Source organism: Brucella sp. TWI432 (assembly GCF_039674445.1).
GTDB lineage: Bacteria > Pseudomonadota > Alphaproteobacteria > Rhizobiales > Rhizobiaceae > Brucella > Brucella chromiisoli.
In genome coordinates, this window is sequence record NZ_JBDJNL010000005.1 from 70,437 (window position 1) to 96,953 (window position 26,517).

A 26,517-nucleotide genomic window follows, 5' to 3' on the forward strand; every position below is an offset into this window, starting at 1 on the left:
GCTAGCAGACCTATCCGGTGACCGGAGTTAATCTGCCAGCCTGACAATCATAGTAATGCTGTGAAAGGGTTGCGCAGGAGCGAACTGCGACAAATATGCTATTGGCTGCGACATCGTGTAATTTAGTATTCGCAGACTATAATTCAACAAAATTACAGTAAATTTGTATGATTATACTTTTATCTTACCCAATATCATCTGGCAGAAAAAAGGGCGCAAATCAGTCGATATGCGCCCCAAAAATTGCCTTGCTGTGCGAAGGTTAATTTATCAATTAACCATATATCCAACGAAGCCCGTTATGCGCCATCGGCCTCTATCTCGCCGGCAGAAATAAAGTGTCTGCCAGTCGAGCACATCATGGCTTCCGTCCTGTTTTGCGATGGCTCCATCGAATTTTTTTCGTGCAATTGCGACATCGCCGGTGATGTCAATCACGCTGAGTCGCGTTGCGCGAAATATGCCTTCCGCAAGAGATTCGGCATATTCGGTCGCTGCACTGTGAGCCGCCTGACGCAGCCATTCATCACGATAGGCCGTGAGTGTCGGAAAAGCGGCATCCCATTTGTCTGGATTTTCTTCACCGTGCGCGTGAATACCAAGAAAGCGCGTTTCATCGAAATCATCGGCCACCAGCTCCCAATTCTGGGAGACAAAGGCCTCAATATCGCGACTGACCAGCATCTCCCAGATCTGCGCGCGGTCATTGTCACCAGTAAATGGATTGGCCCTGTTCGTCATTTCAGCTTACCGCGTGCTGCCACCGGCAGAATATCAATGACATCATCACCTGAAATCAGATGAACTTCGTCGAAGAGATTGGAAACAACACAGACATGATCAGGGATGACGCGCACCTTGTCACCAACTTTCAAACCGGCAATATCACCCTTCACCGTTCCATGCTCTTCGCTCAGGCCCGTCACGCGCGCATCGGGTCGCCCTGCCAGTTCGCCAAAATCGGCAAGGCCCAAAGTATCGCTGGACAGCGCCTTAGAACCTGCATCAATGATCGCACGATCCGCCGTTGGATGGCTGACAATCGTTGAAAGTACGCTCAATGCACAATCATCCGGCGTTGCAGCACCTTTTGCGACCTGAAAGCGGTCAAAGTAAATATACGTGCCCGGACGATATTCGGTGATCACGTTTTCTCTGGGTGAATACCACATATCCGGCGTGCCACCGCTCGAAATCGTCTCGCATTCAAGACCATTTGCAGCCAGGAGATTGCGCGCTTCAAAAAGCCACTGCTCAGCCTCAGCGGCTTTGCCTGTTGCCGGATAGGTCATGAGACCGCCGAACTTAAGCCCCTTGCTCTCATGGATCCGGCGCGCCAGTTCCAATGCCTCCTGAGCCGTTTGCACGCCACAGCGCCCCATGCCTGTATCGCATTCAATCAGGACTTTTAGCGGACGCCCTGCATTGGTAAAACGTTCAGCCAAGCCTTCGAGGCTGGTGAAATTATCAACCGTCACGGAAATCGTGATACGCTGATGAAGGGCATAAAGCCGATCAAGCTTGTCCTTGCCTAAAATATTATAGGGCAGAAAAATATCGACAATGCCTGCATCAGCCATCACTTCTGCTTCGCCGAGCTTCTGGCAGGTAACGCCCACTGCACCAGCCTCAATCTGGCGGCGTGCGAAAAAAGGCAATTTATGCGTTTTGATATGCGGGCGCAGCTTTACCCCGATTTTATCGGCATGAGCCTGTGCCTTGATTATATTTGCCTGCACACGATTTACATCAATCAGGATGGCAGGTGTATCAATCTCACCAATTGTTTTAGGCCTTGTCATTCATTCTGTCTCCCGGCAGTCAGTCTCCCAGTGGTAAACTCGGATCATCCACTTTGAGCATATTCAGGCTCTGCTTGATGCGTCTGAGACGTTCAAGCACTTCAGTACCGCGCATCTCCGCAGTGGCTGTCGCAATCATGTCCACAATTGCCAACAAAGCAAAGCGCGAAGACGTCGGCTTATAAAGATTACCATCTTCATTCACGAGGAACGGAATAACCGTGTTAACGGTTCCTGCAAGATCGGAACCCGGTGCCGTGATTGCCACAGTTTCAGCACCATATTGCTTTGCCACCTCTGCCGCCTCAATCACCGAACGCGCATAGCCAGAAACGGAAAAGGCAATCACCATTGTTTTGGATTCAGCAATTGCCGCATACATGCGTTGCAACTGCCCATCAATCTGCGCCACCACCGGAATGCCAAGCCGAAAAAGCCGGTTCTGCATTTCCGTTGCCATCATTGAGGAAATTCCACCTGAACCGATACACAAAACAGAACCAGAAACGGCAATCCGCCCGGCAATATTCATAATCACCGACATGTCGAGATTGTCACTGGCGCGCTGAATGGCAGAAATGGCGCCATCTGTAATCGCAAGCGCAATGCGCGCCTCACGCACATCCCGCGAAGGCGCTTCTGCCGACAAATATTGTCCGCCAATCGCCAATGCCTGTGCGAGAAAAAATTTAAAATCGCGAACCCCGTCACAACCCAATGCTCTGCAAAACCGTGTAACCGTTGGCTCGCTGACGCCGGCGCGCTGGGCAATTTCGGAAATCGCAGCCTTGGAGATATAATCCGGCTCGGCAAGCACCAGGGCTGCCATTCTCCGCTCAGACTTTGACCCATCCTGCGCCACCGCGTGAAGCTGTGAGAGGATGTCGGCGATCTTGCTCATACTGGCTTAAAGCGGCAAGCCGCTTTCCTTATCAAACAGATGAATATGTTGCGGACTAGCCGTTACAGGGACTCGCTCTCCGGGTGCAAGGTGAATACGCTCGCGAAAAACAGCGCGCACAGCTTCGCCGGCAATTTTCCCGTAAACGTGAGTTTCAGGTCCGGTTGGTTCCACCACTTCAATGGTGAGCGTCAGCCCCTCACCGTCTTTTGCAATAATAAAATTTTCCGGCCGCACGCCCAATTCAGCACTTCGTCCCGACACAGACTTAACGGCGACATTGATCTCTTCGCCCGCCGTGGTTCGGAATTTCTCACCCTCGATTAACGCACCCGGAATAAAGCTCATGGATGGGGACCCCATAAAACCTGCAACGAACTTATTTGCGGGTCGGTCATAAAGGTCGAGCGGTGCACCAATCTGTTGAATCTTTCCCTGATTCATCACGACAATCCGGTCGGCCATTGTCATGGCTTCGATCTGGTCATGGGTTACATAAATCACTGTTGATTTAAGCCTTTGATGCAAGGCTTTAATTTCTGTGCGCATCTGCACGCGCAACTGCGCATCCAGATTGGATAATGGCTCATCGAACAAAAATACCGATGGCTCGCGCACAATAGCGCGCCCCATGGCCACGCGCTGGCGCTGGCCACCGGAAAGCTGGCGTGGATAGCGGTCGAGATAGGAATGGAGATTGAGTATGCCTGCGGCCTTATCGACCTTGGCCGCCGTTGTCGCCCTATCCTCGCCACGAATGCGCGGACCAAAGCCAATATTCTCCCGCGCGGTCATATGCGGAAACAGCGCATAGGATTGAAACACCATTGCGATGTTGCGCTTTTGCGGCGGATAATCATTGGCGCGTTCACCACCAATGATAAGATCTCCCCCGGTGATCGGCTCCAATCCCGCAACCATTCGCAAAAGTGTGGACTTTCCGCATCCTGACGGTCCGACGAGAACAAGAAATTCACCGTCCTCTATATCCAGATCAATGCGGTGGAGCACATCAAGCTGGCCAAAAGTCTTCGTAATCCCGCGCAAGGAAACGTTTTTCATCACTCAGCTCCCACCTAAAATATCGTCAATAAAAGGCCTGCACCCAGCCATCAGCCCGGCATCGACCGGCAATACCGTGCCGGTTATCCCAGAGGCGCGGCTTGATGCTAAAAATGCCACCGCCTCGGCCACCTCAGCCACGTCGACGATACGCCCCAAAGGATAAAGCCGCCGCAATTTGTCTAGAACTGCCGGGTCTTTTGCAATGCGATGATCCCATGCAGCCGTGCGGATTGATCCGGGGCAAACCGTATTGGCGCGCAAGCCATAGGCACCATATTCAACCGCAAGCGCCCGCACAAAAGCATTGATACCCGCCTTGGCTGCGGCATAGGCCGGATTGCCAAAATGCATGAGCGAATTGATCGATGAGATGAAGACAAAGCTGCCGCTTCCGCGCTTGGCCATTGATCGCACCAACGCAGTCGAAAACACTGCCACACTGGTCAGATTGACGTCAATTTCCGTGGAGATCCGCCCCTCGTCGAGGGCTTCGAATGTATCGGCGCGCGTCCATCCTGCATTGTTGATAACAATGTCGGGCGCACCGCTTGTCGCGATAATGTGTTGGGCAGCCGTTTCCAAAGTTTCAGGCGCACCCAGATCAAACGCATGGCGCGCAGAAAATAAGTCGCCTTGCATTGCGTCAAGCGTCAAATCGCAGCCGACAATGCACGCACCACGCGCCGCAAATAACTGCACGAGTGCTGTACCGACACCACCGCCAGCACCGGTTATCAAAACGGATTTTCCGGCAAAATCGCCTGAATTTTCCACTTCATTCCCCTTTTATATAGCGCTTTTTGCGCCTTTGATTGGGACCAGACTAAAATTCAAAATGTAAGTTTGCAACAAAACTTTTTACTTGAAAGCCGCTCATTTGCCGATAATGTAAGAAAATAACAAAAATTTAGCAGAAATTGCCTTGGGCAGTCGCAAAAGGGGAACGAAAACATGATGATAGCAAAATGGAAGTCCGGCTTACTGGCTGGTTTAAGCATTCTGGCAATGAGCGCGTTTGCGCAGGCTGGCGAAGTGCGTATGACGGTCGCAGAATACAGCTCCAAAACCGGGCCATATTTCGAAGAAGTCAAAAAGGCCTTTGAAGCCGAGAACCCCGGCATCACACTCAATTTCGAAGTGGTGCCATGGGATGTTTTGCTGCAAAAGCTCACCACCGATATTTCTGCGGGCACCAATGCCGATTTGTCCATTATTGGCACACGCTGGTTGATCGATTTCGTTCAACAGGGCATTGCAGAGCCACTTGATGGTTATATGGATGATGCGTTCAAAGATCGCTTCATCGAAACATTCCTGTCGCCTTCGGTTCTGGAAGGCAAGACATACGGCCTGCCGATCGCAGCATCGGCACGCGCCATGTATTACAACAAGGACTTGCTTGAAAAAGCAGGCGTTGCCAATCCTCCGGCGAACTGGGATGAAGTCCAAGCCGCTGCCGAGAAAATCAAGGCGCTTGGCGGTGAGAACTATGGTTTTGGCCTTCAGGGCAAGGAAATCGAGACCGACGTCTATTATTACTATGCCATGTGGTCACAAGGGGCTGAAATCCTCAATAAGGACGGCACATCTGGCCTGAGTTCGCCGGGCGCACTTGCCGCCGCCAAGCTTTACAAATCCATGATCGATAACGGACAGACACAGCCCGGCGTCACGTCTTATGCGCGTGAAGATGTTCAGAACCTCTTCAAGCAGGGCAAAGTCGGCATGATGATCACTGCGCCGTTCCTGTCCAATCAAATCAAGGAAGAAGCACCGGACCTGAAATATGGTGTCGCGGCGATCCCTGCTGGCCCGACTGGTGCGCGCGGAACATATGGTGTGACCGATTCCGTGATTATGTTCCAGAATTCCAAAAACAAGGAAGAAGCATGGAAGGTGCTCGACTTCCTGTTCCAGAAAGACTGGCGTGCCAAGTTTACTCAGGGCGAAGGTTTTCTTCCGGTGAACAAGGAAGAAGCGAAGATGGATTATTATGTCAATAATGCCGATCTTGCGGCCTTCACAGCACTGCTCCCCGATGCACGTTTTGCACCGGTCATTCCGGGTTGGGAAGAAATTGCGGATATCACGTCCAATGCCATGCAGAGCATCTATCTCGGCAAGGGCGAGCCGGAGGCCGTCCTGAAAGATGCTGCCGCTAAAGCCGATGCAATCCTGAAGAAATAAGCTCCAGTCATCCCGGCAGTGCGAGGACGTGCTGCCGGGGCATTTTTTTCAACCGACACATGGGGTTTATGGCTGATGCAAAATCGCACACTGCCCTATTTCCTGATCTTGCCAAGCCTGCTTCTGGCTGCGGTGGTGATTTTCTGGCCGGTCGTTAATCTCATTGAAATTGCGACCCATGATGTGAACCGCTTTGGGCAATTGCGCAATTTTAACGGCGGGGCCAATTTCTCAGCACTCTTCACGTCCCCCGACTTCATCAATGCCCTTTGGCGCACAGGTTTCTGGACCATATCCGTTGTCGGTGGGGCTCTATTGGTTTCCATTCCGGTTGCGATCATTCTCAATATGGATTTTTACGGGCGCTCCGTGGCGCGTGTTATCGTCATGCTGCCATGGGCCGTTTCGCTCACCATGACGGCTATCGTTTGGCGCTGGGCGCTGAATGGCGAAAGTGGAATGCTCAATTCTGCACTGCGCAATCTGGGGCTGATTGACAGCAATATTCAATGGCTGGCAAGCGCCGAAACCGCCTTTCCCATGCAAATACTGGTCGGCATTCTGGTGACTGTGCCTTTCACCACGACCATCTTTCTCGGTGGTCTTTCATCCATTCCTGATGATCTTTACGAAGCCTCATCTCTTGAAGGTGCCAGCCCATGGCAGCAGTTTCGCGAGATCACTTTTCCACTGCTCAAACCCTTTATCAATATCGCGATTGTGCTCAACACAATCTATGTTTTCAACTCTTTTCCGATCATCTGGGTCATGACGCAAGGTGGTCCAGCAAATTCGACCGATATTCTGGTAACGCATCTCTATAAGCTGGCCTTCCGCCTCGGAAAACTCGGTGAAGCCTCGGCTGTATCGCTCATCATGCTGGCAATCCTGCTGGTGTTCACTGCCATATACATTCGCCTTGCAATGCGGAAGGAAACAGCATGAACAAACCCAAGCTGAAACGTACACTCCTCGCATGGCTGGCTCTTTTGCCGCTCGTTGTTCTGACGCTGTTTCCTTTTGCTGTCATGTTTTTGACCGCCGTCAAACCACCGCAGGAAGTTCTCTCTCCGACATGGTGGCCGAGTGAATTTCATTGGCAGAATTTTTCGGAAATGTGGGTGCGCACGGGCTTCGGCACAGCGCTTCTCAATTCGCTCTACGTCTCTGTGATTGCCTCGGTTGGCGCCATTGTTTTCTCAATCCCCGCCGCCTATGCCATGTCGCGTTTTCGTTTTGCAGGTGACGGCGCGTTCCGGCAATTCCTGCTGATTTCACAGATGATTTCGCCCATCGTTCTGGTGCTTGGTCTGTTTCGCTTGCTGGCGGCCTATGGGCTGATTGAAAGTGTTACGGCGGTCGGTGCGGTTTATATGGCCTTCAACGTCGCATTTACGGTGTGGATGCTGCAAAGTTATTTCGATACCCTTCCCAAGGACCTTGAAGAAGCTTCCTGGATGGAAGGTGCGGGGCGCTTTAAAACATTGGTTAAAGTGTTCCTGCCGCTTTGCTTGCCGGCAATTGCGGTAACGACAATCTTCACTTTCATCAATGCTTGGAATGAGTTTGTTGTGGCACTGACAATGCTGCGCAGTCAGGCAACCTATACCTTGCCTATTCAGGTCTTCTCGCTGGTGGCTGGTCGCTACACCGTCGAGTGGCATTATGTGATGGCTGCCACTTTGGTTGCGACCCTGCCCGTTGCCGTGCTGTTTGTCTGGTTGCAGCGTTATCTCATCAAAGGATTGGCTTTGGGTGCAGTGAAATAACAAAGGGCGCGGAAATCTCCGCGCCCTTTTTCCATTTCCCTATCAATCAATGCGCCAGAAATGTCGAGATAAACGGCACATATGTGATCAGAGCCAACAGGATGAACAACGCCATATACATGCTGAAAGATTGGCGGACAAAATCCCCCACTCTGACCTTGGCGATATTACATACCATCAGCATAACCGTTCCAACCGGCGGTGTCAGTGTGCCGATTGACAGGTTCACAATGACGATAATGCCAAAATGAACCGGATCAATGCCAAGCGCTTTTACTGTCGGCATCAAGAGCGGCACCAGAACGATCATCAGCGCCGTGCCTTCAATGAGCGCGCCAAGGATCAACAGGATCACGTTAACAGCCAGCAGAAATGCATAGGGATTGCTGGTGAATGTTGAGATCAGCTGCATCAGCGACTGACCTGCCTGCTCCAGCGAAAACACCCATGCAAGCGCGGATGACGCCATGATAACCAGCATGACCGAGGCCGTGGATTTGGCGGTTTCGATCAGAGAATCCACCACGTGTGACACGCGCATTTCGCGGTAGATCACAAAGCCGATGATCAGAACCAACGTAACAGCAACCGCCCCCGCTTCCGTCGGCGTGAAGATATTCATGCGAATACCACCGATGATAGCAAAGAGAAGCAGAACCGCAGGCCATGCTGATGCAAGCGTCGAAGCGACCTCAGCGCCGCTCATACGCCGGTCGCGGCTTGGCTTATAGCCACGCTTCACAGAGGTCACATAAGCCGCAATCATCAGAATGATCGCTCCCAAAATGCCCGGAATAATACCAGCCATGAACATCTTGCCGATGGATACGTCAGCAATCAGACCATAGATGATCAAAGCAATACCCGGAGGAATAATCGGGGTGATCAACGAACCGGCAGCCGTCACACCGCATGAAAACGCCTTGTCATAGCCACGCTTGACCATTTCCGGCACCATCATGCGGGTTAGCATGGCGCTGTCTGCAAGATTGGACGCGCTGACACCGCCCATCAGGGTTGAAACCATGATGTTTGTCAGCGCCATGCCGCCACGCATACGGCCGACCAGAATATCTGCAACTTTGATCAAACGCTCGGCGATACCCGTGTGCGACATAACGGTGCCAAGCATGATGAAGAATGGAATCGCCAGCAGTGACGTGTTCTGTGCCGGGCTGATGAAACGCTGAACTGCGATGGCAATCGGCATCTGATTGAAGAACAGAAAATAGGTAAAGACCGCAATCAGAATAGCCACGTAAAGACGCATATTCAGCGCGATCAGCGCCAGCATGATGAGAACGATGGTGGTCAGGTTCATGCCTTGCCTCCCGCAAACGCGGCGCGCAAGGATTTGAAAGCGCCAGTAAACATATAAAGAGCGATGAGGACAAAGCCGACAGGCACCGCGATATCAATCCAGTAATAGGAAATGCGCAGCACGTCAGTCACCTTGAACTGAGCGGCAACCGACAGCTTGTATCCGGCGTAGGACACATAGAGCAAAAACAGGCCAGAAAAGATTGAGATGATTGAATTCATCACAACCCGGAACTTTTCAGGCAAAATATCGACAAGCATCGGAATGGCAAGATGCTGGTTGTCCCGTTCTGCGGCAACGCTGCCCAGCATGATGATCCAGATCATCAGCAAGCCAGAAATTTCTTCTGTCCATTGCAGCGGCTGATGCAGCCAATAGCGCATCACCACCGCCACATTAAATAATGCAAGCAATATGAACAGCGGGGCTGCTGCAAGCCAGTCGATCAGTTTTTCAAAGTATTTCATCGGATTAAATTCCACACAGATGCCGTGCCGCAGCAAAACTGCGACACGGCAATATCCGAATTGAGATGGATCAGTTCTTCAGCTCTTCTTTGATCTTTTCATAAAGACCCGGCGACCATTCAGGAAACTGCGTATAGACCGTTTCAGCAAGCGCCTTGAAAGGAGCGCGATCGACTTCGATAACCTCGACGCCTGCCTCCTTCATCTTTTCGATCATTTCGTTGTCTTTTTCGATCGTCAGCTTTTGACTGTAGAGACCGGCATCATATGCGGACTCATGGATCATCTTGAGCTGCTCTTCAGGCAGCGTTGAGAAGAAGGCTTCACCACCGACAATCAGAGCCACGTTGGTCAGATAACCGACTTTGCTGAGATACTTGGCTTCTTCCTGGAACTTCTGACCATAGAGAACCGAAATCGGATTTTCGACGCCATCAATCACGCCCTGCGCAAGCGCCGGGAAGGTTTCCCCCAGTGGCATCGGGGTCGGTGTTGCACCCATGGCTTCAAACGTCTTGATCTGCATGACGTTGTTCGGCACACGAATCTTCATACCCTTGAGGTCCTCAGGTGTACGGATCGGCTTCTTGGAAATGATCTGACGAATGCCATAAAGATAATTCGGCATCACAATGTGAATGCCTTTTTTCTTCAGTTCTTCGCTCTTTCCCTTGAACCATTCGCCGTCATAAACTTTGAAAAGCTCTGCCGGATCATCGCTCAGGAAAGGGCCATAAAGCACGCCGAGATCCGGGTCATATTCTGCCAGAAAGCCAACATCGGAGATCGTCACAACATTGAGGCCCATCATGGCCTGCTCGGTTACATCCTTCTTGGAGCCGAGCTGCGAGCTTGGGTAAAGTTCCAGCGTGATTTCGCCATTGCTGCGCTTGGCAAGGTCGTCTTTCCAGTAATGCATCACCTCATCAAAAGGCTCGCCGGGATTGTTTTCATAGGCAACTTTGATCGAAACATTGGCAGCATATGCCACCATGCTTCCGGCCAGCAACATGCCAGCCGCGATTGCGCCGGTAACAAACTTCTTCATGGGTATCCTCCCGTTAGGGTCCTTAACTTATGGCCAATAGGCCGGGTTCCTCCGCACCATCTCCAGGCCGTTCCTTCCCTGGCATGGAGATGCGCTTCGATTTCAGCAGCGTTCGATGATGATCTTCAAAACGTTGCGGTCGCTATCCCAATAAGGCAGCGCCTGTTCCGCGTCTTCAAAAGGAAACACTTTCGAGATCAGCAGGTCTGCATCATTTCCGAGCTTTTCGAGATGCGCGATGACAGCTTCAAAATCGGTGAGCGTCGCATTGCGCGAGCCCATGATGTCGAGTTCTTTGAGATTGAAGAACTGGGTCTGATAGGTCACGGGTGACTTGGAATAACCGACATAAACAACACGACCCGCAAAGCCTGCAAGGTCAACCGCCTGCGTGAAAGTGATCGGCAGTCCGACCGCTTCAAAAGCGATATCCACACCATCGTCATTGGTGAGTTTCTGCACGGAAGCCACCACGCCTTCACCACCCGGCAGCGCGTGCGTTGCGCCAAACTTCAATGCCAGTTCACGCTTTTCAGCACTCGGATCAATGGCGATAACCTTGGCACCACGCGCAACCGCACCAATCAGCACGCCCATGCCGATCATACCACAGCCAAGCACGGCAACGGTATCGCCAGCCTGAACACGTCCGCGTTCGACTGCATGGAAACCAACGGAAAGCGGCTCGACCAGTGCAAGATGGCGCGGTGCGAGGCTCTCATTCAGGATCAGCTTTTCGGCTGGCAACACAATCTGTTCTGCCAGTCCACCATTCTGCTGCACGCCAAGCGTCTTGTTATAGCGGCAGGCATTCAAGCGGCCTTTGCGGCAGGACGAACAGGTTCCGCAATTGGTGTAAGGCAACACAATAACGCGTTTGCCCTTGGCATAGGCCGCACTCACGCCCTCACCCGCCTCAATGATCTCGCCGCCGATTTCATGGCCTGGAATGCGCGGCAATTCCACCAGTGGGTTAAGCCCCTTAAACGTATTCAAATCGCTGCCGCAAAGCCCCACATGCTTCACGCTCACCCGGACATGACCGGGCAAGAGTGGCGCTTCGGGAATTTCGGCAAAACGCGTTATGTTCTCGCTCTCGATACGCAGAGCTTTGACCATCAGAATATTCCTGTCATTTTATTGCATGAGGCAGATCAAGTTACGGCGCCAACCTGCCAAGGTACAAATTCATTATCGCCATAGTCGTAGATTTCACTCAGCGTCTGCTCACCGGAAGCCACCGCGATAATGTGTTCGAAAATGCGCGTGCCGGACTCTTCGATGGTTTCATCACCTGTGACGATGCCACCGCAATTGATGTCCATATCTTCCTTCATGTGCTCATACATTTCGGAATTGGTCGCGATTTTGATGCAAGGCGCTGGTTTGAATCCCGAAACAGATCCGCGTCCTGTGGTAAAGCAGATGACATTGCAGCCACCCGCAACCTGTCCGGTCACGGCAACCGGGTCATAGCCCGGCGTATCCATAAAGGTGAAACCCTGCACCGTGACTGTTTCAGCAAACTCGTAGACGGCCTTGAGAGGCATGGAGCCGCCCTTGGCGACAGCACCGAGCGATTTTTCAAGAATGGTGGTCAAACCACCGAGCTTATTTCCATGCGACGGATTGTTGTTCAGTTCGTCGCCGTTGCGTGCTGTATAATCGCGCCACCAATCGATGCGCTGGAGCAGTTTTTCCGCAACCGCAGGCGTGACTGCGCGGCGCGTTAAAAGATGTTCGGCACCATAGATTTCCGGCGTTTCCGAAAGAACGGTCGTGCCGCCATTGCGCACAATCAGATCGGATGCATAGCCCAGCGCCGGATTTGCAGAAATGCCGGAATAGCCGTCAGAACCACCGCATTCGAGCGCCACTTTCAACTTCGACAAAGGCTGCGGTGTGCGCTTGGCAGAGTTCACCAGCGGCAGCATTTCCTTGATCTCGGCAATTGCATGATCGATCGTCTTGCGCGTACCGCCGTGTTGCTGAATCGTCATGGTACGAAGGCGCGTGCCTTCTTCCATGCGATAATGTTCCATGATTGGCGCGATCTGGTTGGTTTCGCAACCAAGGCCAATCAGCAGAATACCGCCGAAATTGGGATGTTTGGCATAGCCCTGAATGGTCCGGGTCAGCAGACGATAGCCTTCCGACTTGGTGTTGAGTGCACACCCGCTGCCATGCGTGAGCGCCACCACACCATCAACGTTGTCGAACCCATCCAACCCGCCCATGCGGTTGAAATAATCTGCAATGTAGCGAGACACGGTCGCAGAGCAGTTTACCGAAGAAATGACGCCGATATAGTTGCGTGTACCGACACCACCAAAGCCGCGATCATAGCCCATGAAGTGGCGACGCTCTGCTTCCGGCAACATGCCGCGTTCTTCAATATCGACCGAAAACTGGTGCTCGTGCTCGGAAGGAAGCATTGCAAGATTGTGCAGATGCACATGCTCGCCCACCGCAATGTCCTTGGTGGCAACGCCAATCACCTGGCCATATTTATGCACTTCCTTGCCGGCCGTGATGTCGCGCAAAGCCACCTTGTGACCGCGCCCGATCAGATCGCGTGCGATGATACCCGCAAGCCCGATCGGGTCGCCTGCGCGCACCGGAATACGCGCCACCGCCACATCATCGGACGGATGTAAAAGGATTACCGGCGTCACAGCCGGGATAACCTTATCATTCATTGTTCTGACCTCACTCCCAAAACCGCCACAGCGATGAATATGAACCTCATTATCGGGGCTCGTTTTCCATCCATCTCTGCTTTGATGTATCCAGATGCGTGCGCATCGCTGCCTGCGCCAAAAGCGGATCCCTCGCCTCCAGTGCAGCATAAATCTTCTCATGCTCCGCCAAAGCATAGGCCCATGTTTCGGCGTTTTCATATCGGGTGCGCATGTGCGCGGTCAGCGGACTATGCCGCTCGTCAAACAGATCGCGCACGATGCGGGTCACAATCGAATTGCCCGATTGCTCTGCAATAATGAGATGAAACTGGCGATCGAGTTCAATCGGCTTACGTTCAGCCTCAATCTGCAAACGCATCGCATCAAGATTACCGCGCAAGCGTTCCAGCGCTTCCATGTTGATCTGGCTGCAAGCCATAACGACAGCACTGCCTTCAATCAGCGAACGCGCCTGCATGATTTCAAGCGGGCTTTCACCAATCGAACCGCCCTGCGCCGGATGTCGCGTCTCTTCAGACGCAACATAAATGCCCGAGCCCATACGGATTTCGACATTGCCAGCAATTTCAAGCGCGATCAGTGCCTCACGCAAAGAGGGGCGCGAAACACCCAACTGCTGCGCAAGTTCGCGCTCAGCGGGAAGTCTGCTTCCGCTTGGAAAATGTCCTTCGCGGATCAGCAGCCTGACCCGGTCGGCAATCTGTTGGTAAAGCCTCCGCGGTTCCACGGAGCCGATATGCTCGCTCATGCTCTCTCCCAAATTGGCCTTACCATATTTTGAAGTTCTGAAAAGTGCAAGATACCCTATTATGCTGTAAACATTGAATATTGACCGGTTTGTCAGTTTTGTCGCACCGGGCTTTAGACGGCTTTTAAAGAGTGGCTTGACCAATTTTGGCCATTGGCATAGCTATTTCAAAACAATTTTTGAGGAGGAACTCATGACCGACCAGCCAACGATTCTACAATTTGGCACCAGCCGCTTTCTGCTCGGGCATGCGGATTTTTTCATCTCGGAAGCTCTGGCAAAGGGCAATGCCATCGGCACAATCGCCATTGTTCAGACAACCTCCAACCCTGAAAGCACACGCCGTATTAGCGCACTCAACAGTGGCGAAGGCTATCCGGTCATCATTCGAGGCTTACGAGACGGCAAGCCAGTTGATGAAAAACATCAGGCAAAGAACGTGAGCGCCGCCTATTCCGCTCACACCGACTGGCAGGCAATACGCGCCCTCGCCACGCAGGCTCAGGTGATCCTGTCCAATACGGGTGACAAGGGTTTTGAGCTTGATGAGTCTGATGATGTTTCCCTGCTAAGCGAAGTCGGTCGCCTACCAAAAAGCTTCCCCGCCAAGCTGCTTGTGCTGCTGCATCACCGCTGGCAGGTTAATCCAGATGCGCCACTGTCTATTTTCCCGTGCGAGCTGATCTCGCGCAATGGCGACAAGCTGCGCTCGATTGTACTTGATCTTGCAGAAAACTGGAGCCTGCCGAAAGCATTCACGCAATGGGTCGAGAGCAACTGCGTTTTTGCCAACAGCCTCGTTGACCGTATCGTTTCTGAGCCAATCGATCCGGTCGGTGCTATTGCCGAGCCCTATGCGATCTGGGCCATTGAACAGACAGACGGACTCACGCTTCCCTGCACGCATCCCGATATCGTCGTGACGGACAATCTTGCGCTTTATGAACGTCTCAAGCTTTATCTGCTCAATCTCGGCCACACTTTCATTGCCGAGCAATGGCTGAATGGTAATCGCCCTAAAGATGAGATCGTATTGGAAGCCATGCAGGATGAAACAATCCGACATGAGCTTGAAGCCCTTTGGCGCGAAGAAGTTCTGCCGGTTTTTGCGGCTGATGGCTTGGGTGAACAGGCGGAAGCCTATGTTATCAGCGTTCGCGAGCGTTTTCTGAACCCGTTCCTCAAACACCGCATCGCAGACATTGCATCCAACCATGCGGAAAAGAAGCAGCGCCGCTTTGTACCAGTTATTGCACGCGCGAAGGAACTCAACCTTCATCTGGACCAGCAACGTTTGAAAGCCGCTGTGCGTTAAACACTTTTACAGCGCCCCATATAAAAAGCGGCGACCTTCAAAAATTTAAGGCCGCCGCGCATTATACCTAAAATAATTTATTTTAAAAAATCCTTGGTAACATGCTTGTTCAAAGTGCTGCCCCCGCAGAGACAAGAATGTCGGTTATATATACTTCATTCAAAGTGAACCATCATCGAGCGATGAATTCTACGACAGTTCTTGCATCCAGTTGCCGAAAGAGTGCCATACTCAAAATATGATCATGCCAGCCTTTCGGGGCTCGCTCACTCGGAACCAAGAGAGCTTAACTGAATGTTATGAGTGACCATATAAACAAACTGTCAACGAAATGGAAACAGATTGTCAACCATCCGGCTCACTTTGCTGTGATAAACTTACACAAAAGTCACATGTTTACATAGACTTACTGATATATCTCATATTTGAATTAGCTATTACTTATATTAACCCCTTATTTATCAGCATCAACCACTGCAAATATCTCTTCAAAACGCGGTTTGGCGCGCGCCGGGAATTTAACCTCGCGATAGGCCTTCGGAAGCTCTGCTTCACCAACCTTGATCAGCATGACCATTCCCATGCCGTAATGCGGTGAGCACTTGATACCGTAGAACCCGGCCTGATCGAATGTCACTTCGATTTCTTCATTAATCTTGCCTTTAAAACCGGGATTGCCTTCCGGCACCATACCGTCAATGGTCGCTGCATTATGGCTCTTTTGGGTCGCGATAAATTTCACCTTGTCGCCGGGAGCAAGCTTCAGGAAGTCCGGCTCAAAGACCATTGATCCCTTCTCTCCTCTGTTCAGCATTTTGACCTCAAAAGTTTCAGCCAGTGCCGGAGATACGGAAAAAGCCATCAAAGCTGCGGCGAAGAAGAATCGTTTTTTCATTGTCATACCAATCCCATTCATGCGGAGTGCTTGAGTTCTAGAGCCGGATGGTGCGGTACGCGGTAGCGAATATGACAGCCATCGACACCATGATATTCAACATCAACGTCAACGCCGAAAACTTTACGGATACATTCAGCGCGCAGCACATCACGCGGTGTGCCAAGCGCCACCAACCGACCTTTATCCATCACGGCGATGCGATCACAAAACATCGCCGCATGATTAAGGTCATGGAGTGCAGCCACCACTGTCAGGTTCTGGCGGCGAACAAGGTCGAGAAGTCCGATCTGATGACCAATATCAAGATGATTGGTCGGCTCGTCCAAAAGCAGAATCTGCGGTTCCTGTGCAAGCGCGCGTGCGATGTGAATGCGCTGACGTTCTCCGCCTGAAAGCGTATGCCAGCAACGGTCGGCCAAATGCACCATATCAACATTGGCCAATGCACGATTAACAATCGCATCATCCTGCGCCGACCATGGCGAAAGCGCTCCAAGATAAGGCGTTCGTCCCAATTCCACCGCCTGCCGGGCCGTAATACGATCCGTTGTACCCGCCTGTTGCTCAACCAAAGCCAGTATACGAGCAATTTCACGACGTTTAAGCTGTTGAATCGGCGTGTCGTTAAGCTTGACTTCACCTGAACGACTGCGACGAACACCTGAAAGAAGCGATAAAAGGCTTGTTTTTCCCGAACCGTTTGGCCCAATTATTCCAAGAAATTCACCTTCGTTTACTGTGAGCGATACCGCGCGAAGGATTTCAACATGCCCCACCGACCAGCAGACATTATGTGTCGAAAGCATCATGACTGTGCCCTCCTCTGCCCAAGCAGGAATGCAAATGCCGGTGCGCCGAACAGAGCTGTTATGACCCCAATCGGCAAAACCTGACCGGGGATGATGATGCGAGACAGAACATCTGCGATAATCATGAAAATCGCTCCAATCAGAGCCGCTGCGGGCAACAGACGTCCATGTCGAACACCGACCACCATGCGTGCTGCATGTGGAATGACCAGACCTATAAAGCCAATGGAGCCGACGATGGAAACCATCACCGCCGTCATCATGGCGCTGACACCAATCAAAACGGCGTAGACGCGGCGCACAGGAATTCCAAGCGATGCCGCTGATTCCGTTCCAAAAGTGAAGGCGTCGAGCGCACGTGCATGCCAAAGACAAATCGCAAGCCCGATCATACAGGCAGGCAGCGCAAGGGCCACGTCAGGCCAGCGCACCCCGGACAAATTGCCCAAAAGCCAGAACATGATGCCACGCGCCTGCTCGGCATTTGCAGCCTTGGTCACAATAAAAGATGTTAACGCGTTGAAAAGCTGTGAACCTGCAATGCCTGCCAGGATGATGGCGCTGTTGCCATGGCCCGCCCGCAACGCCAGTAGGGACACCAGCACAAACGCAATGATTGCACCGATAAATGCCCCCAACGACAGCGAAAGCATACCTGCACCAATGCCAAGAATTGCCACAGCAACCGCGCCGGTCGAAGCACCAGCTGAAATGCCCAGAATATAGGGATCTGCCAATGAATTGCGCAGGAGCGACTGCAAGACCACGCCAGACATCGCCAGCGCTGCACCACAACAGGCCGCCACAACCGCGCGGCTCAGCCGATAACTCCACACGATACCTTCATCAATCAGCTCAAGCGGATAACCGGCATTCCAGACGCGATTAGCAATGGTTTTCGCCACCACATCGAGAGGTATCGGTGTTTCGCCAATGGCTGCGCCCAGCCACAAGGCAAAAAGTAACAAAACAAGTGCCAAGGTTGCAAACAGCACCCTGCCGCTCGTCCCTTTTGACTTTAATAATTGCCCCGTGGCTGCGCGCATTGTCATTTATTCAGACCCGAGGCGGCAATTGCATCAGCCAGTGTTTCAATGCCTTCGATGGTGCGAATGGTCGGGTTCATGGCCTGCGCATCCATATCAAAAACATGGCCTTCCTTAACGGCGGGCATGAGGCTTGCAACCGGATCAGTCTTCAAAAACTCCCGCTTGACTGCAACATCATCGGCAGGAAAACGACGACGATCCATCGTTCCAGCAACAATCATCGTCGGATTGGCTTTGGCGATTGTTTCCCAGCCGACTGTCGGCCATTCCTCTTCGCTATCAATGATATTATCGATGCCGAGCGTTTTCAGAATGTAGGCCGGAGCACCATTTTTGCCCGCGACATAGGGATCAATATCAAGTTCGGCACTGGAGAACCACACCACAGCAGAAAGCTTGCCTTCGACAGAGCTAACCTTCTTGCGAGCCGCTTCTTCGCGCGCTTTCAGATCAGCGACAACCTGTGCACCACGATCCTGCACGTTGAAAATCTGCGCGAGTTCTTCAACTTCCTGATAGATAAGATCCATCGAGAAAACGGTGTGACGTACGCCATCACCGCCGCCGGAATTATCCTTGCCTACACAATCGGCTGGCGCGGTGTAAACCGGAATTCCCAGTTCTTCAAACTGTTCAGGCTTTGCAACAATGCCCTCAGGACCCACATGCCACTGAAACTGCGCAGCCACCATATCCGGCTTTTCAGCAAGCACGCTTTCAAAGCTCGGATCGTTATCCGCAAGACGTTTCACCTTGGCATTGGCTTCTTCATAGCCTTTGAGAACCGGCCCGATCCAAACGGCGGTGCCGACCATCTTGTCGCCAAGGCCGAGCAGATACATGATTTCGGCGCTGCTCTGCCCCACGGCAACCGCACGCTCAGGTGCGTGTTTAAAGGTTACATCGCGGCCACAATTCTTGAGCGTTAGCGGGTAAGTGGTATCGGCAGCGAAAGCATTGCTCGCAAAGCTCGTTACGAAAAGGGCGGCAGCAGCCAAGAGTGCGCCCAAAGGCGCCTGATCTGAAAGTTTCATTTTTATCCCCGAAAGAAATGTGAGAAATGGCCGCGTCAAACGGCGGAACCGGTCCGGCGCCTGAAGTGAACGGACATATCCGAGGATATGAATGACAATAGGAAACAACGTCTTGCGACGCGAAAAGCTGTCATAACCAACTCCTGCTCCGGGCATCCCCGCCCGTGACAATGGACTACGTTAGACGGCAGGTCTCCTGGCTCGCGAATATAGGCCGTTCATCTGCCTTCCCGAGCCATTGTGGGCTTAGTGGCATAACGCCTTGACAGCGTCACGAGGATGAACAGCATCCGCTTACAGTTGCGGGGGCAGCCACGGTCTCGGTCCCTTTTGGGTCGTCCTCACCGTGTTCCCTATTAATCCCCTTCGCTCTCGGTCGGGGAACCGTCGTAACTCTATTACGTCCCGATACCAGCCGCGTCAAGCGAGCTGGCTGGCTTTATAGTTAAAGCATGTCCAGGAAAACTGAGAACCGCCTTTTCGAGAATGGCATTCATAAAAACGAGAAGATAGAGCGAGCGTTCTGGGTACGATTAAGCGCAAGACACTCCTGGCTGCGTGGACAATTATATCTTGGTTCGTGGTATGGATGAAAATCTGTGATGTCATACGCAGATAGGGCGGCCCTACTGGCAGCGCGGATAAACATCCATATTGATCGGAATCAATGATACTTCATTTCCCTGTTGCCAAAGTGCCTTCATAAAAGGAGAAAATCATGTCCAACACTCCACATACACTGGGTGAAGAATTTCCTGACAAGCTCAGCGCCATCCATGCTTTAAAAAGTGCAGACCCAAAATTTGCGCGCATTCTTGAAGAATATGACTCAATCAACGACCGTATTCATCGCGCCGAAACCAGAATTTCGCCGGTCAGCGAAGAAGAGGAAACAAATTTACGCAAACATCGCCTCAACTTAAAGGACGCAATCTTGCGCGCCTTAGAGAACAGTTGAGCACGTTTCAAAAAATATAAACTTGGCGTTGCCACTACGAGCTCACATACTTTCAATGCAATTTTTGTGCTCTCTGAAAATTGCATTGGAAAATTATCAAGATAACTTTCAAGCTCAAAACACGGTTTATTCGGCAACACTTTTTCATGGCTCATCGAGCAATCACTAAGCCGTCCTCAAAAGACGGCAGATATCTGCTCGGATCATTCTGCTGATGCTGGCGGCTTAGTTTGCGTTGCAGCAGGAGAAACGGAACGCTCACTGTTGGAAGGCACTTCAGGCGCAATGACGCTGCCAAATATTTCAACGAGCACCCAGACTACCGCAGCCGCAACAAGACTGATCAGCAAAATGATAAGAACCGGCTTCCCCTCCCGGCCCTGCCTTGCTTCATCCGGGTTTAGCTGTTTCACGGATCAAACCTCCTCCTGCCTCGAAACCTATACAATAGGCCAATGATCAATGGTGGATTTGGTTCCAAACAGAAACGTTGCACTCAAAATAGTGCGTAAAGACCCAGAATTAATGTGATTTTAGATTAGATGGTACGGACGGGTCGCTTCACCGCTATCTATAAAGCCCATATTTTGCGGGCTTTCAGCATCATTCTTGATAACTATGTGGCGCATAATGTGGCGCGTTATGTGGATATATTTTCCGACGTGTTTCATACCTACAATAAATTGGGACTCTACAAGGAGCGCTATCAGATTGAATGCTTCTTCAACAGAATCAAAAATTTCAGCAGGATCGCACCGCGATGCGAGAAAACGCTCTCAGCTTTCATGGGAATCGTCCATCTTGCTTGCGATTTGATATTGCTCAAATGAATGCAGGCAGAGCTCACTATGCCTTTTGAAGAATTGCTAATAAACAACACCTCAATTCCGTAAAAGCAGATTTCAAGGTCAAACAACTTGGAAATGCCGCATAAACACTATCAAAAACCTCACGACATATCTAACGCAGTTAACCTGCCGCCCTCTTAAGGATGCGCTCAAATTCGTTGTATACCGCACCTGCCAGCTCATCTGTTGGCTTCTCGCCTTGCAGTGTAAGAGTCGGAGCCGTTTGCTGGCCAAGCCAGCGTTCATGTTGAGCGAGATTCCGTCCGGCGAAGTCGGGGTCATCATAACCTGATGCCCATTCCCGAAATGCTAAATGCGCTTCGTGCATGTCGCCGCCGGGGCGAATGCGATCACCGTGGCGCGCCGCCTCTCGTTGGTCGAGACGTTGCAGTCTGATGGCGGAAGGTGTGTAAAGAAAGACAATCAGATCGACGTCACGGATCAGGGCTTCTCCCCAGCCGATGAAGGAGCCGGTCAATATCCACCCGTCAGCTGTACTTTGCCGTTCGGCGATCAGGCGCACCCGCTCCTCAAATGGGCGTTTCACGCTGAACGGCGGATCGGTCGGCATCCAGTAGAAATCATCAACGTCAACTTGCGGTGTTTCGTACAATTTTGACAACGCCGAACCGAGCGTAGAGACACCAGAACAGGAAGCGCCCGTTATGTATATTTTCGGCCTACCGTACATTCGGGTCGATTCCCTCGTGACATCCTACGTTGATATTCTTGCTGCTTGCTCTGCTCAACTCGCCTTGCCTCCTGAAAGGTAGCCTTGATTCGTGCTTCAGCTGATTTGAGAGCCACTTTATCAACATAGACTGGCAAAATTTAAATGGAAAAGGCCCCATCGATTGGGACGGTTTTATCATTTCTTATCTTGCGCCAAGACGGCAAGCACCTGATCAAGGCGCTTATTTGTCTCTTTCAAGCCTTCGCGCGTTTCGTCACGCATTTCCTTCATACCCTCGCGCAACTGCCGCACGTGATCGTCTAAATCAACTCGCTTGACATACTCATCACGTACTCGATTTACGCGATCATGCAATTGATCATCGCCGACCTTGATGGACGACGAAAGGGAACGAAACGCCGTCAGCAGCGCCCCGCCGAAAAAAAGGCAGAGAGTGATCGCTGTTCCGATCAGCCATTTAATGTCTTCACCCATTAAAAGTGCATCCTCATTTCTTATCATGCTTTGCACATTCATCTTTCGACCAGACGCCACCGGCGCAGCCTCGAACGATTGTGCGGTCTATCTTTCGCTGATCCGCGTCAGTTGCGCCACGTGCGCCGAGCAAATCAGTTCCGAGCACGCGACGGACGCCGCTCACATTTGCCGGTCCTGAATGTCCACACCCTGCCAGCGTCAATGCACTGATCATAAAGGAGAGCAGCACCAAAGGCTTTCTCAGTCGCTTCATTGTTCTGCCTTTCGATTTTGATTTCGACACTGGATCGACCGTCACGCGTGCCAGCCAAATACCCAGTAGCCAGACACAAAAATGCCGTCAGAACAGCGGCGGCGGCCATCTTCAACCAGTTCGGGATTAAGGCCCAGATTGCGCTCATATCGCATCTACCAGCTTTTCAAGCTTGGCCTTAATCTGTGGCATAGAATAGATCGCCCACACTGCAAGAGTGGCCACGACAACCACTGAGATAAGCTGTGCTCTCCAGTCGAGCAGGCCAACGGCGGGGAGTGCTGCGGCAGTCAACCAAGTCCAGAATCGGGTTGTTTTCGCGACTGGCTTTTCAACGACCGGTTCCGGCAGAACATCGTCCGTCTTGGCCTTGATCTCCTGATCAACGCCATAGCCTTCTGCAAGCAATGCCTTGTCATACTCACGCGCATAACCTGCAATCAGTTCGGCCTTGTCAGTTCCGTTGACGATCCGTCGAGCGCCTTTGAAGTCGGATTTTTGGAGAGTGATGTAATCGGAAAGCTTCTTGCCAGTGAACCAGCCTTCGACCATGCCAGCAATGATAATGGGGGCCGCATACTCAGGCTTGAGCAGTAATTCAGGCTTTGACACGAAATCCATGCCCAGAATCTTACCAGCCTTTTCGTAATTCACCTTCCAAGTGATTTGAACGTAACCGCGACCGATATAAGGCCAGTATTTCTTTGAACGCAGATACTTGTCGCCGCCCATCTCATTGATTGGCTTCATCGTGTGGGCCGTCTCATGGTACGCAGTGCCCAACACATACGCCATTTGATTACGCAATAGCCCGCGTTCTCGACCAGCCTCAATCAAGAGGCGGGTATCGCCAAGGTGCATATTCATTGTGTTTTCCTATTCTTATGAGATTATGGTTGGGTGTGATTTTGTCCCCAAACTCAAGAATGCGCAGCCCCGGCACGACCTGCAAGTCTGGGTCTTTTTATACAATAAAAAACCGCCTCAAAGGCGGCTTGTCATATGGCATGTTTCTTCGGACTGATTAGCGCAGGTCAATCAAAGGGGCAGATTATGTTTTGGGTGAACGGCTTTTGTATCGGCCATTGTAATCGGTGTCGTTTCGGTCGGATTTATTTGGATGTTAAAATCTCAATTTTTATACGGTTGACGCTGACTTAAGAGGAATTTCGAGACTAATTCCTTAATTTTCCGACATTTCCTACCTATGGGCTGCGTTTCAAATGTTGCAGCGATTTCATTGCTTACCGACGTATCAAACGGCCTTCTCTTCTTTCTCAGCCGCTCGAAGGTCCCGGAAGTAATCTGCCAACACCTTGTCCGAGCTCCGATCGACAAAGTTGTATAACGGCTTGCCGTGAGTATCCATGACGAGGATTGAGATGTACTCGATAACCAATCCCGTCAGAAAGATCGATACCCCACTGAAGAACATGATTGTAATCATCAATGACGCCCAACCCGTTACTGGAATGATCGAAGGGTCAATCAGTTTGGCGACAATCACCACCAAGGAGAAAAGGAACGCGAGGCAAACAGCCAGGCCACCGATGGCGCTACCAATGCGCAAAGCCTTAACTTGCGTGGAGAACAAGAGGCGACGCGCATGGCTGAACAAGCTCTTGAGGCTGTACCCGCTCTTTCCTGTCGCGATATACCGCTCATCCTTTAATAGCATCGTCACATTTGAAACGCGTTGCGTGAACCACGAGAGTGTCATATCGAAATAGGTGCTATGGCCACACGCCTGAGATGCTTCACGAGCTATACTGCCGCGAATAAGTCTAAAGCTATTGAAAATGGCGATATTCCGATTTCCGCTTAAACGAACCATTAGAGACTTGAATGTCTTTGAAGACCAATCTCTCAATAAACTTTGGTGAACACCTTCTTCCGGATTCGCATAAACTACATCACCACCCGAGTTAACGGCCTGTGCCAGCAACACTTCGATTTCTTCTGGTGGGTGCTGCAAATCCTCATCCATTGTGACGACCCAATCACCGACGCTCTTCATGATACCTGCCACAGTAGCGGCATGCTGCCCATAGTTTCTTGATAGGTGAAACGACTTAACCCAATCGTATTCTAAACCAAGGCTATCAATAATCGCCCCAGACGTATCCTTAGCACCATCTTCAACAAAGATCAGTTCGAACACCTGAAACGGTGCACCCAAATCATTAAGCTTTGACCGTAAGCCAGCAACGCGCTGGCAAAGTTGCCTAAGATAAGCCTCGCCGGAATAAACTGGAACGATAATAGAAACAGAAATCATTAAAAGCCTCGAAATTCGCTTGCCCAGTGACTTAACAACTGCCAGAAGCATCATCAAACAAAATCTAACGGACAAGCGATGAATGTGATAATTCAGTTTGGACGGTTCGGGCTCGTAGGCCTTGTCAACACGTTCATTACACTTTTGGTCATTGCTATTCTGACGTGGCTCGGTGCGTCACCATTCGTTGCCAATGCCGTAGGCTATGCTGCGGGACTATTGAATAGCTACTTCTGGAATATGAAGTGGACATTCGAATCGGAAACCAGCTGGGCGCACTCGCTAAGATTTATTACAGCCTTTATCATCTGCTATGCCGCTAATGTGTACATCTTGCATCTCTCATTGCCGCTCACTCGTTACCAGGTATTAATACCTCAACTACTTGCTATGGCTTCATACACATTACTGTTTTTCATTCTCTCTCGGGCTTGGGTGTTTAAAAAGTGAAATCTACAAAAATAGAAAAAGAAACACTACTGTGGTCAGCCGTTTCTGTTATTGGTCTAATTTCCGTTATTTCATTATTCTTGGGCATAAACAGCCCTGATGACGTGCATCAAAACGCTCAACCAGCCGACTCCTTCTCCGCAATTTACACTCACTGGAATAATTTCCGTTATTTTATTGTAGCTATTTCTCAACCATTTTTAAAACTTGGTATCCATTACAATGAAGTTATGCCTATATGGGTAATTACATTGGTGGCGGGAATAACAGTTTGCTGCTATGCAACATTAAGTTATTCTCGACTACCCATATACTATACCCCTTTTTTCATAGCTATAGTTACAGTTCATGGATATTTTACAAATATTTTTTATTACCCAATGTCCTATTCTGTATTCGGGTTTGGATTTCTTTTTACTGGGCTTGCGGTTATTTGCCTCAGATTTAAAAAAGGCTTCTTTTGGACGTTACCAGCGGGAGTGCTCATTAGCCTAGCACTGATGTCTTACCAACCTGCTGCACTCATTATTTTGTACGCCGCATCGCTTAGCTATTTAGCTAGATGGTTACAAGGAAACGAAGACTTCTACGACATTTTTAAGGATGTAGTCCGCTCGCCATTGGCCTTTCTATGCGGAGTAATTATTTTCCTCTTATTCGTAAAAATTCTCTCGAATGGTTCAGGCAGAGCGGTTGAGCCTAGTAACTTTTTTAAGAATATTTCTCCTTACTTTCACACTTTGAAAGAAATGCTGAGCGGCATCAATGCGCAGAACAATATTTATCCGCAGATTCAGCGTTTTGCAGTGCTAATAATCTCAGTTATGAGTGTTGCAACAGTATTCCAGAGCGTTCCAAGACGCAGTTTCCCATCAAGTGTGGTAGCCATCATTTCCCTTGCCTGCGGTTACCTGATCTTCCCCAGTCCTTTAAATTTATTTTCTGATCTATTTTGGCCTTCACCAAGGAGCATCTCAGCTAGTGTTTTCTTCATAATCGGATTATCATTTGTACTAATAAATTGGTATAGTAACCACCTCAAGCCGCAATGGCTACTTGCAACTTTCATTGTTTTTATAGCCGTGTCTTCTGTTCATCAGATGAAAGTAATGTCCGGTGCGATGGCTCAGAACTTAGTTGATGAGTTTGCTGCGAATCAGATTCTTTCAGACATCGCGAAAATCACGACACTCACCCCAGCAACGAAAATAGCTGTTAAAAGCACTTGGAAAAACGGAGTAGATATTAATCCAATTAAATCCATGGACAACGGAATCTCTGCCTTCTCTACAGATTGGAGCAATAACAACGTTATATGGCTTAATAGCGCGACAAAATATACCCGCACAACACCACCCGCGACCGCATGTGAACAGCATAAAGAACCATCGTTCTGGGAGATCGAGCAGATAGGAGACACTATTGTTGTCTGCATGAAATAAGA

Annotated in this window: 28 protein-coding genes, 1 pseudogene and 1 riboswitch; of the genes and pseudogenes, 8 read left to right on the forward strand and 21 right to left on the reverse strand. The window is 50.7% G+C overall.

The genetic code is table 11. From position 1 onward, the window contains the following. Nucleotides 1-270: 270 nt before the first annotated feature. The 5 genes from ABE527_RS10005 to ABE527_RS10025 are packed head-to-tail and all read right to left on the reverse strand — an operon-like array spanning nt 271 to nt 4,542. Entirely contained in the window at nt 271-741 is a 471-nt protein-coding gene (locus tag ABE527_RS10005; protein ID WP_499696825.1) for a hypothetical protein, read from the reverse strand. Beyond that, nucleotides 738-1,802, reverse strand: coding sequence for a D-TA family PLP-dependent enzyme (locus tag ABE527_RS10010; protein ID WP_499696826.1), 1,065 nt, complete (start codon nt 1,800-1,802; stop codon nt 738-740). The genes ABE527_RS10005 and ABE527_RS10010 overlap by 4 nt, the downstream gene beginning before the upstream one ends. A 19-nt stretch (nt 1,803-1,821) precedes the next feature. After that, a complete protein-coding gene (locus tag ABE527_RS10015) occupies nt 1,822-2,703 on the reverse strand; it encodes a MurR/RpiR family transcriptional regulator (protein WP_265984363.1) in 882 nt (293 codons plus the stop codon). Nucleotides 2,704-2,709: 6 nt separating this feature from the next. Beyond that, complete coding sequence (locus ABE527_RS10020) at nt 2,710-3,765, reverse strand: ABC transporter ATP-binding protein (protein WP_499696827.1); 1,056 nt, start codon at nt 3,763-3,765, stop codon at nt 2,710-2,712. Between the two features lie 3 nt (nt 3,766-3,768). Beyond that, complete coding sequence (locus ABE527_RS10025) at nt 3,769-4,542, reverse strand: SDR family NAD(P)-dependent oxidoreductase (RefSeq protein ID WP_499696828.1); 774 nt, start codon at nt 4,540-4,542, stop codon at nt 3,769-3,771. 177 nt (nt 4,543-4,719) lie between these two features. Here ABE527_RS10025 and ABE527_RS10030 point away from each other — a divergent pair, with 177 nt between their 5' ends. From ABE527_RS10030 to ABE527_RS10040, 3 genes are all read left to right on the forward strand, one after another. Next, entirely contained in the window at nt 4,720-5,955 is a 1,236-nt protein-coding gene (locus ABE527_RS10030; RefSeq protein ID WP_499696829.1) for an ABC transporter substrate-binding protein, read from the forward strand. A gap of 75 nt (nt 5,956-6,030) precedes the next feature. Beyond that, nucleotides 6,031-6,900 (forward strand): carbohydrate ABC transporter permease, encoded by an 870-nt coding sequence (locus ABE527_RS10035; RefSeq protein WP_499696830.1) that lies wholly within the window; start codon nt 6,031-6,033, stop codon nt 6,898-6,900. Further along, nucleotides 6,897-7,724 carry a carbohydrate ABC transporter permease gene (locus tag ABE527_RS10040; protein WP_499696831.1) on the forward strand — a complete coding sequence of 276 codons (828 nt, stop codon included), beginning with the start codon at nt 6,897-6,899 and terminating at the stop codon, nt 7,722-7,724. Before ABE527_RS10035 ends, ABE527_RS10040 begins: the two co-directional genes overlap by 4 nt. A gap of 46 nt (nt 7,725-7,770) precedes the next feature. On the opposite strand, the gene ABE527_RS10045 is transcribed toward ABE527_RS10040, so the two are convergent. From ABE527_RS10045 to ABE527_RS10070, 6 genes are all read right to left on the reverse strand, one after another. Continuing rightward, on the reverse strand, nt 7,771-9,045 hold the full coding sequence (locus tag ABE527_RS10045) for a TRAP transporter large permease (protein ID WP_265984371.1): 1,275 nt from the start codon (nt 9,043-9,045) through the stop codon (nt 7,771-7,773). Beyond that, nucleotides 9,042-9,512, reverse strand: a complete 471-nt coding sequence (locus tag ABE527_RS10050; protein WP_265984372.1) for a TRAP transporter small permease — start codon at nt 9,510-9,512, stop codon at nt 9,042-9,044. Before ABE527_RS10050 ends, ABE527_RS10045 begins: the two co-directional genes overlap by 4 nt. Before the next feature lie 70 nt (nt 9,513-9,582). Beyond that, nucleotides 9,583-10,560, reverse strand: coding sequence for a C4-dicarboxylate TRAP transporter substrate-binding protein (locus ABE527_RS10055; protein ID WP_265984374.1), 978 nt, complete (start codon nt 10,558-10,560; stop codon nt 9,583-9,585). A 102-nt stretch (nt 10,561-10,662) separates the two neighbouring features. Then, on the reverse strand, nt 10,663-11,679 hold the full coding sequence (locus tag ABE527_RS10060; protein WP_499696832.1) for a zinc-binding alcohol dehydrogenase family protein: 1,017 nt from the start codon (nt 11,677-11,679) through the stop codon (nt 10,663-10,665). A gap of 35 nt (nt 11,680-11,714) precedes the next feature. Further along, a complete protein-coding gene (locus tag ABE527_RS10065; RefSeq protein WP_499696833.1) occupies nt 11,715-13,259 on the reverse strand; it encodes a UxaA family hydrolase in 1,545 nt (514 codons plus the stop codon). Between the two features lie 49 nt (nt 13,260-13,308). Continuing rightward, nucleotides 13,309-14,010 carry a FadR/GntR family transcriptional regulator gene (locus ABE527_RS10070; protein WP_499693855.1) on the reverse strand — a complete coding sequence of 234 codons (702 nt, stop codon included), beginning with the start codon at nt 14,008-14,010 and terminating at the stop codon, nt 13,309-13,311. A 193-nt stretch (nt 14,011-14,203) separates the two neighbouring features. On the opposite strand from ABE527_RS10070, the gene ABE527_RS10075 reads away from it, so the two are divergent. Continuing rightward, a complete protein-coding gene (locus ABE527_RS10075; RefSeq protein WP_499696834.1) occupies nt 14,204-15,325 on the forward strand; it encodes a mannitol dehydrogenase family protein in 1,122 nt (373 codons plus the stop codon). Nucleotides 15,326-15,779: 454 nt separating this feature from the next. Here ABE527_RS10075 and ABE527_RS10080 read toward each other — a convergent pair whose 3' ends face one another. From ABE527_RS10080 to ABE527_RS10095, 4 genes are read right to left on the reverse strand one after another with little or no spacing between them, the layout of a single operon-like run. Then, nucleotides 15,780-16,220 carry a pseudoazurin gene (locus tag ABE527_RS10080; protein WP_265984382.1) on the reverse strand — a complete coding sequence of 147 codons (441 nt, stop codon included), beginning with the start codon at nt 16,218-16,220 and terminating at the stop codon, nt 15,780-15,782. A 17-nt stretch (nt 16,221-16,237) separates the two neighbouring features. Further along, nucleotides 16,238-17,032, reverse strand: a complete 795-nt coding sequence (locus ABE527_RS10085; RefSeq protein WP_265984383.1) for an ABC transporter ATP-binding protein — start codon at nt 17,030-17,032, stop codon at nt 16,238-16,240. Beyond that, nucleotides 17,029-18,084 (reverse strand): FecCD family ABC transporter permease, encoded by a 1,056-nt coding sequence (locus ABE527_RS10090; RefSeq protein ID WP_499696835.1) that lies wholly within the window; start codon nt 18,082-18,084, stop codon nt 17,029-17,031. Before ABE527_RS10090 ends, ABE527_RS10085 begins: the two co-directional genes overlap by 4 nt. After that, entirely contained in the window at nt 18,081-19,115 is a 1,035-nt protein-coding gene (locus ABE527_RS10095; RefSeq protein ID WP_499696836.1) for an ABC transporter substrate-binding protein, read from the reverse strand. Before ABE527_RS10095 ends, ABE527_RS10090 begins: the two co-directional genes overlap by 4 nt. A 169-nt stretch (nt 19,116-19,284) precedes the next feature. Next, nucleotides 19,285-19,519, reverse strand: a riboswitch (cobalamin riboswitch). 314 nt (nt 19,520-19,833) lie between these two features. On the opposite strand from ABE527_RS10095, the gene ABE527_RS10100 reads away from it, so the two are divergent. After that, nucleotides 19,834-20,073 carry an HP1242/YdcH family protein gene (locus tag ABE527_RS10100; RefSeq protein WP_499696837.1) on the forward strand — a complete coding sequence of 80 codons (240 nt, stop codon included), beginning with the start codon at nt 19,834-19,836 and terminating at the stop codon, nt 20,071-20,073. A 203-nt stretch (nt 20,074-20,276) separates the two neighbouring features. Here the strand turns inward: ABE527_RS10100 and ABE527_RS10105 are convergent, their stop codons facing one another. Then, on the reverse strand, nt 20,277-20,486 hold the full coding sequence (locus ABE527_RS10105; RefSeq protein ID WP_265984390.1) for a hypothetical protein: 210 nt from the start codon (nt 20,484-20,486) through the stop codon (nt 20,277-20,279). Between the two features lie 256 nt (nt 20,487-20,742). On the opposite strand from ABE527_RS10105, the pseudogene ABE527_RS10110 reads away from it, so the two are divergent. After that, nucleotides 20,743-20,903: pseudogene (locus ABE527_RS10110) on the forward strand (IS5-like element IS711 family transposase); the annotation flags it as partial. A 139-nt stretch (nt 20,904-21,042) separates the two neighbouring features. On the opposite strand, the gene ABE527_RS10115 reads toward ABE527_RS10110, so the two are convergent. The 5 genes from ABE527_RS10115 to ABE527_RS10135 all read right to left on the reverse strand — a co-directional run bounded on the left by ABE527_RS10115 (nt 21,043) and on the right by ABE527_RS10135 (nt 24,677). Continuing rightward, entirely contained in the window at nt 21,043-21,612 is a 570-nt protein-coding gene (locus tag ABE527_RS10115; RefSeq protein WP_499693851.1) for an ATP-binding protein, read from the reverse strand. 177 nt (nt 21,613-21,789) lie between these two features. Continuing rightward, the gene (locus ABE527_RS10120) at nt 21,790-22,089 is read right to left on the reverse strand and encodes a hypothetical protein (protein ID WP_499693850.1); all 300 of its coding nucleotides are present in this window, start codon (nt 22,087-22,089) and stop codon (nt 21,790-21,792) included. Between the two features lie 13 nt (nt 22,090-22,102). Then, a complete protein-coding gene (locus tag ABE527_RS10125) occupies nt 22,103-22,345 on the reverse strand; it encodes a lipoprotein (RefSeq protein WP_499693849.1) in 243 nt (80 codons plus the stop codon). A 144-nt stretch (nt 22,346-22,489) separates the two neighbouring features. Next, complete coding sequence (locus ABE527_RS10130; protein WP_499696838.1) at nt 22,490-23,212, reverse strand: glycoside hydrolase family 19 protein; 723 nt, start codon at nt 23,210-23,212, stop codon at nt 22,490-22,492. Between the two features lie 388 nt (nt 23,213-23,600). Then, nucleotides 23,601-24,677, reverse strand: coding sequence for a glycosyltransferase (locus ABE527_RS10135; protein WP_499696839.1), 1,077 nt, complete (start codon nt 24,675-24,677; stop codon nt 23,601-23,603). A gap of 24 nt (nt 24,678-24,701) precedes the next feature. On the opposite strand from ABE527_RS10135, the gene ABE527_RS10140 reads away from it, so the two are divergent. Both ABE527_RS10140 and ABE527_RS10145 read left to right on the forward strand, forming a co-directional pair. Then, nucleotides 24,702-25,073, forward strand: a complete 372-nt coding sequence (locus ABE527_RS10140) for a GtrA family protein (protein ID WP_499696840.1) — start codon at nt 24,702-24,704, stop codon at nt 25,071-25,073. After that, entirely contained in the window at nt 25,070-26,515 is a 1,446-nt protein-coding gene (locus tag ABE527_RS10145) for a glucosyltransferase domain-containing protein (protein ID WP_499696841.1), read from the forward strand. The genes ABE527_RS10140 and ABE527_RS10145 overlap by 4 nt, the downstream gene beginning before the upstream one ends. Nucleotides 26,516-26,517: the final 2 nt, after the last annotated feature.

Coding starts and splice junctions, on each gene's coding strand:
- ABE527_RS10130 (WP_499696838.1), bottom strand. CDS start 23,212: ATGAATATGCACCTTGGCGATACCCGCCTCTTGATTGAGGCTGGTCGA.
- ABE527_RS10085 (WP_265984383.1), bottom strand. CDS start 17,032: ATGATGCTTTCGACACATAATGTCTGCTGGTCGGTGGGGCATGTTGAA.
- ABE527_RS10015 (WP_265984363.1), bottom strand. CDS start 2,703: ATGAGCAAGATCGCCGACATCCTCTCACAGCTTCACGCGGTGGCGCAG.
- ABE527_RS10005 (WP_499696825.1), bottom strand. CDS start 741: ATGACGAACAGGGCCAATCCATTTACTGGTGACAATGACCGCGCGCAG.
- ABE527_RS10140 (WP_499696840.1), top strand. CDS start 24,702: ATGAATGTGATAATTCAGTTTGGACGGTTCGGGCTCGTAGGCCTTGTC.
- ABE527_RS10055 (WP_265984374.1), bottom strand. CDS start 10,560: ATGAAGAAGTTTGTTACCGGCGCAATCGCGGCTGGCATGTTGCTGGCC.
- ABE527_RS10115 (WP_499693851.1), bottom strand. CDS start 21,612: ATGTACGGTAGGCCGAAAATATACATAACGGGCGCTTCCTGTTCTGGT.
- ABE527_RS10135 (WP_499696839.1), bottom strand. CDS start 24,677: ATGATGCTTCTGGCAGTTGTTAAGTCACTGGGCAAGCGAATTTCGAGG.
- ABE527_RS10020 (WP_499696827.1), bottom strand. CDS start 3,765: ATGAAAAACGTTTCCTTGCGCGGGATTACGAAGACTTTTGGCCAGCTT.
- ABE527_RS10095 (WP_499696836.1), bottom strand. CDS start 19,115: ATGAAACTTTCAGATCAGGCGCCTTTGGGCGCACTCTTGGCTGCTGCC.
- ABE527_RS10075 (WP_499696834.1), top strand. CDS start 14,204: ATGACCGACCAGCCAACGATTCTACAATTTGGCACCAGCCGCTTTCTG.
- ABE527_RS10010 (WP_499696826.1), bottom strand. CDS start 1,802: ATGACAAGGCCTAAAACAATTGGTGAGATTGATACACCTGCCATCCTG.
- ABE527_RS10035 (WP_499696830.1), top strand. CDS start 6,031: ATGCAAAATCGCACACTGCCCTATTTCCTGATCTTGCCAAGCCTGCTT.
- ABE527_RS10070 (WP_499693855.1), bottom strand. CDS start 14,010: ATGAGCGAGCATATCGGCTCCGTGGAACCGCGGAGGCTTTACCAACAG.
- ABE527_RS10120 (WP_499693850.1), bottom strand. CDS start 22,089: ATGGGTGAAGACATTAAATGGCTGATCGGAACAGCGATCACTCTCTGC.
- ABE527_RS10100 (WP_499696837.1), top strand. CDS start 19,834: ATGTCCAACACTCCACATACACTGGGTGAAGAATTTCCTGACAAGCTC.
- ABE527_RS10040 (WP_499696831.1), top strand. CDS start 6,897: ATGAACAAACCCAAGCTGAAACGTACACTCCTCGCATGGCTGGCTCTT.
- ABE527_RS10060 (WP_499696832.1), bottom strand. CDS start 11,679: ATGGTCAAAGCTCTGCGTATCGAGAGCGAGAACATAACGCGTTTTGCC.
- ABE527_RS10050 (WP_265984372.1), bottom strand. CDS start 9,512: ATGAAATACTTTGAAAAACTGATCGACTGGCTTGCAGCAGCCCCGCTG.
- ABE527_RS10090 (WP_499696835.1), bottom strand. CDS start 18,084: ATGACAATGCGCGCAGCCACGGGGCAATTATTAAAGTCAAAAGGGACG.
- ABE527_RS10065 (WP_499696833.1), bottom strand. CDS start 13,259: ATGAATGATAAGGTTATCCCGGCTGTGACGCCGGTAATCCTTTTACAT.
- ABE527_RS10080 (WP_265984382.1), bottom strand. CDS start 16,220: ATGAAAAAACGATTCTTCTTCGCCGCAGCTTTGATGGCTTTTTCCGTA.
- ABE527_RS10030 (WP_499696829.1), top strand. CDS start 4,720: ATGATGATAGCAAAATGGAAGTCCGGCTTACTGGCTGGTTTAAGCATT.
- ABE527_RS10045 (WP_265984371.1), bottom strand. CDS start 9,045: ATGAACCTGACCACCATCGTTCTCATCATGCTGGCGCTGATCGCGCTG.
- ABE527_RS10125 (WP_499693849.1), bottom strand. CDS start 22,345: ATGAAGCGACTGAGAAAGCCTTTGGTGCTGCTCTCCTTTATGATCAGT.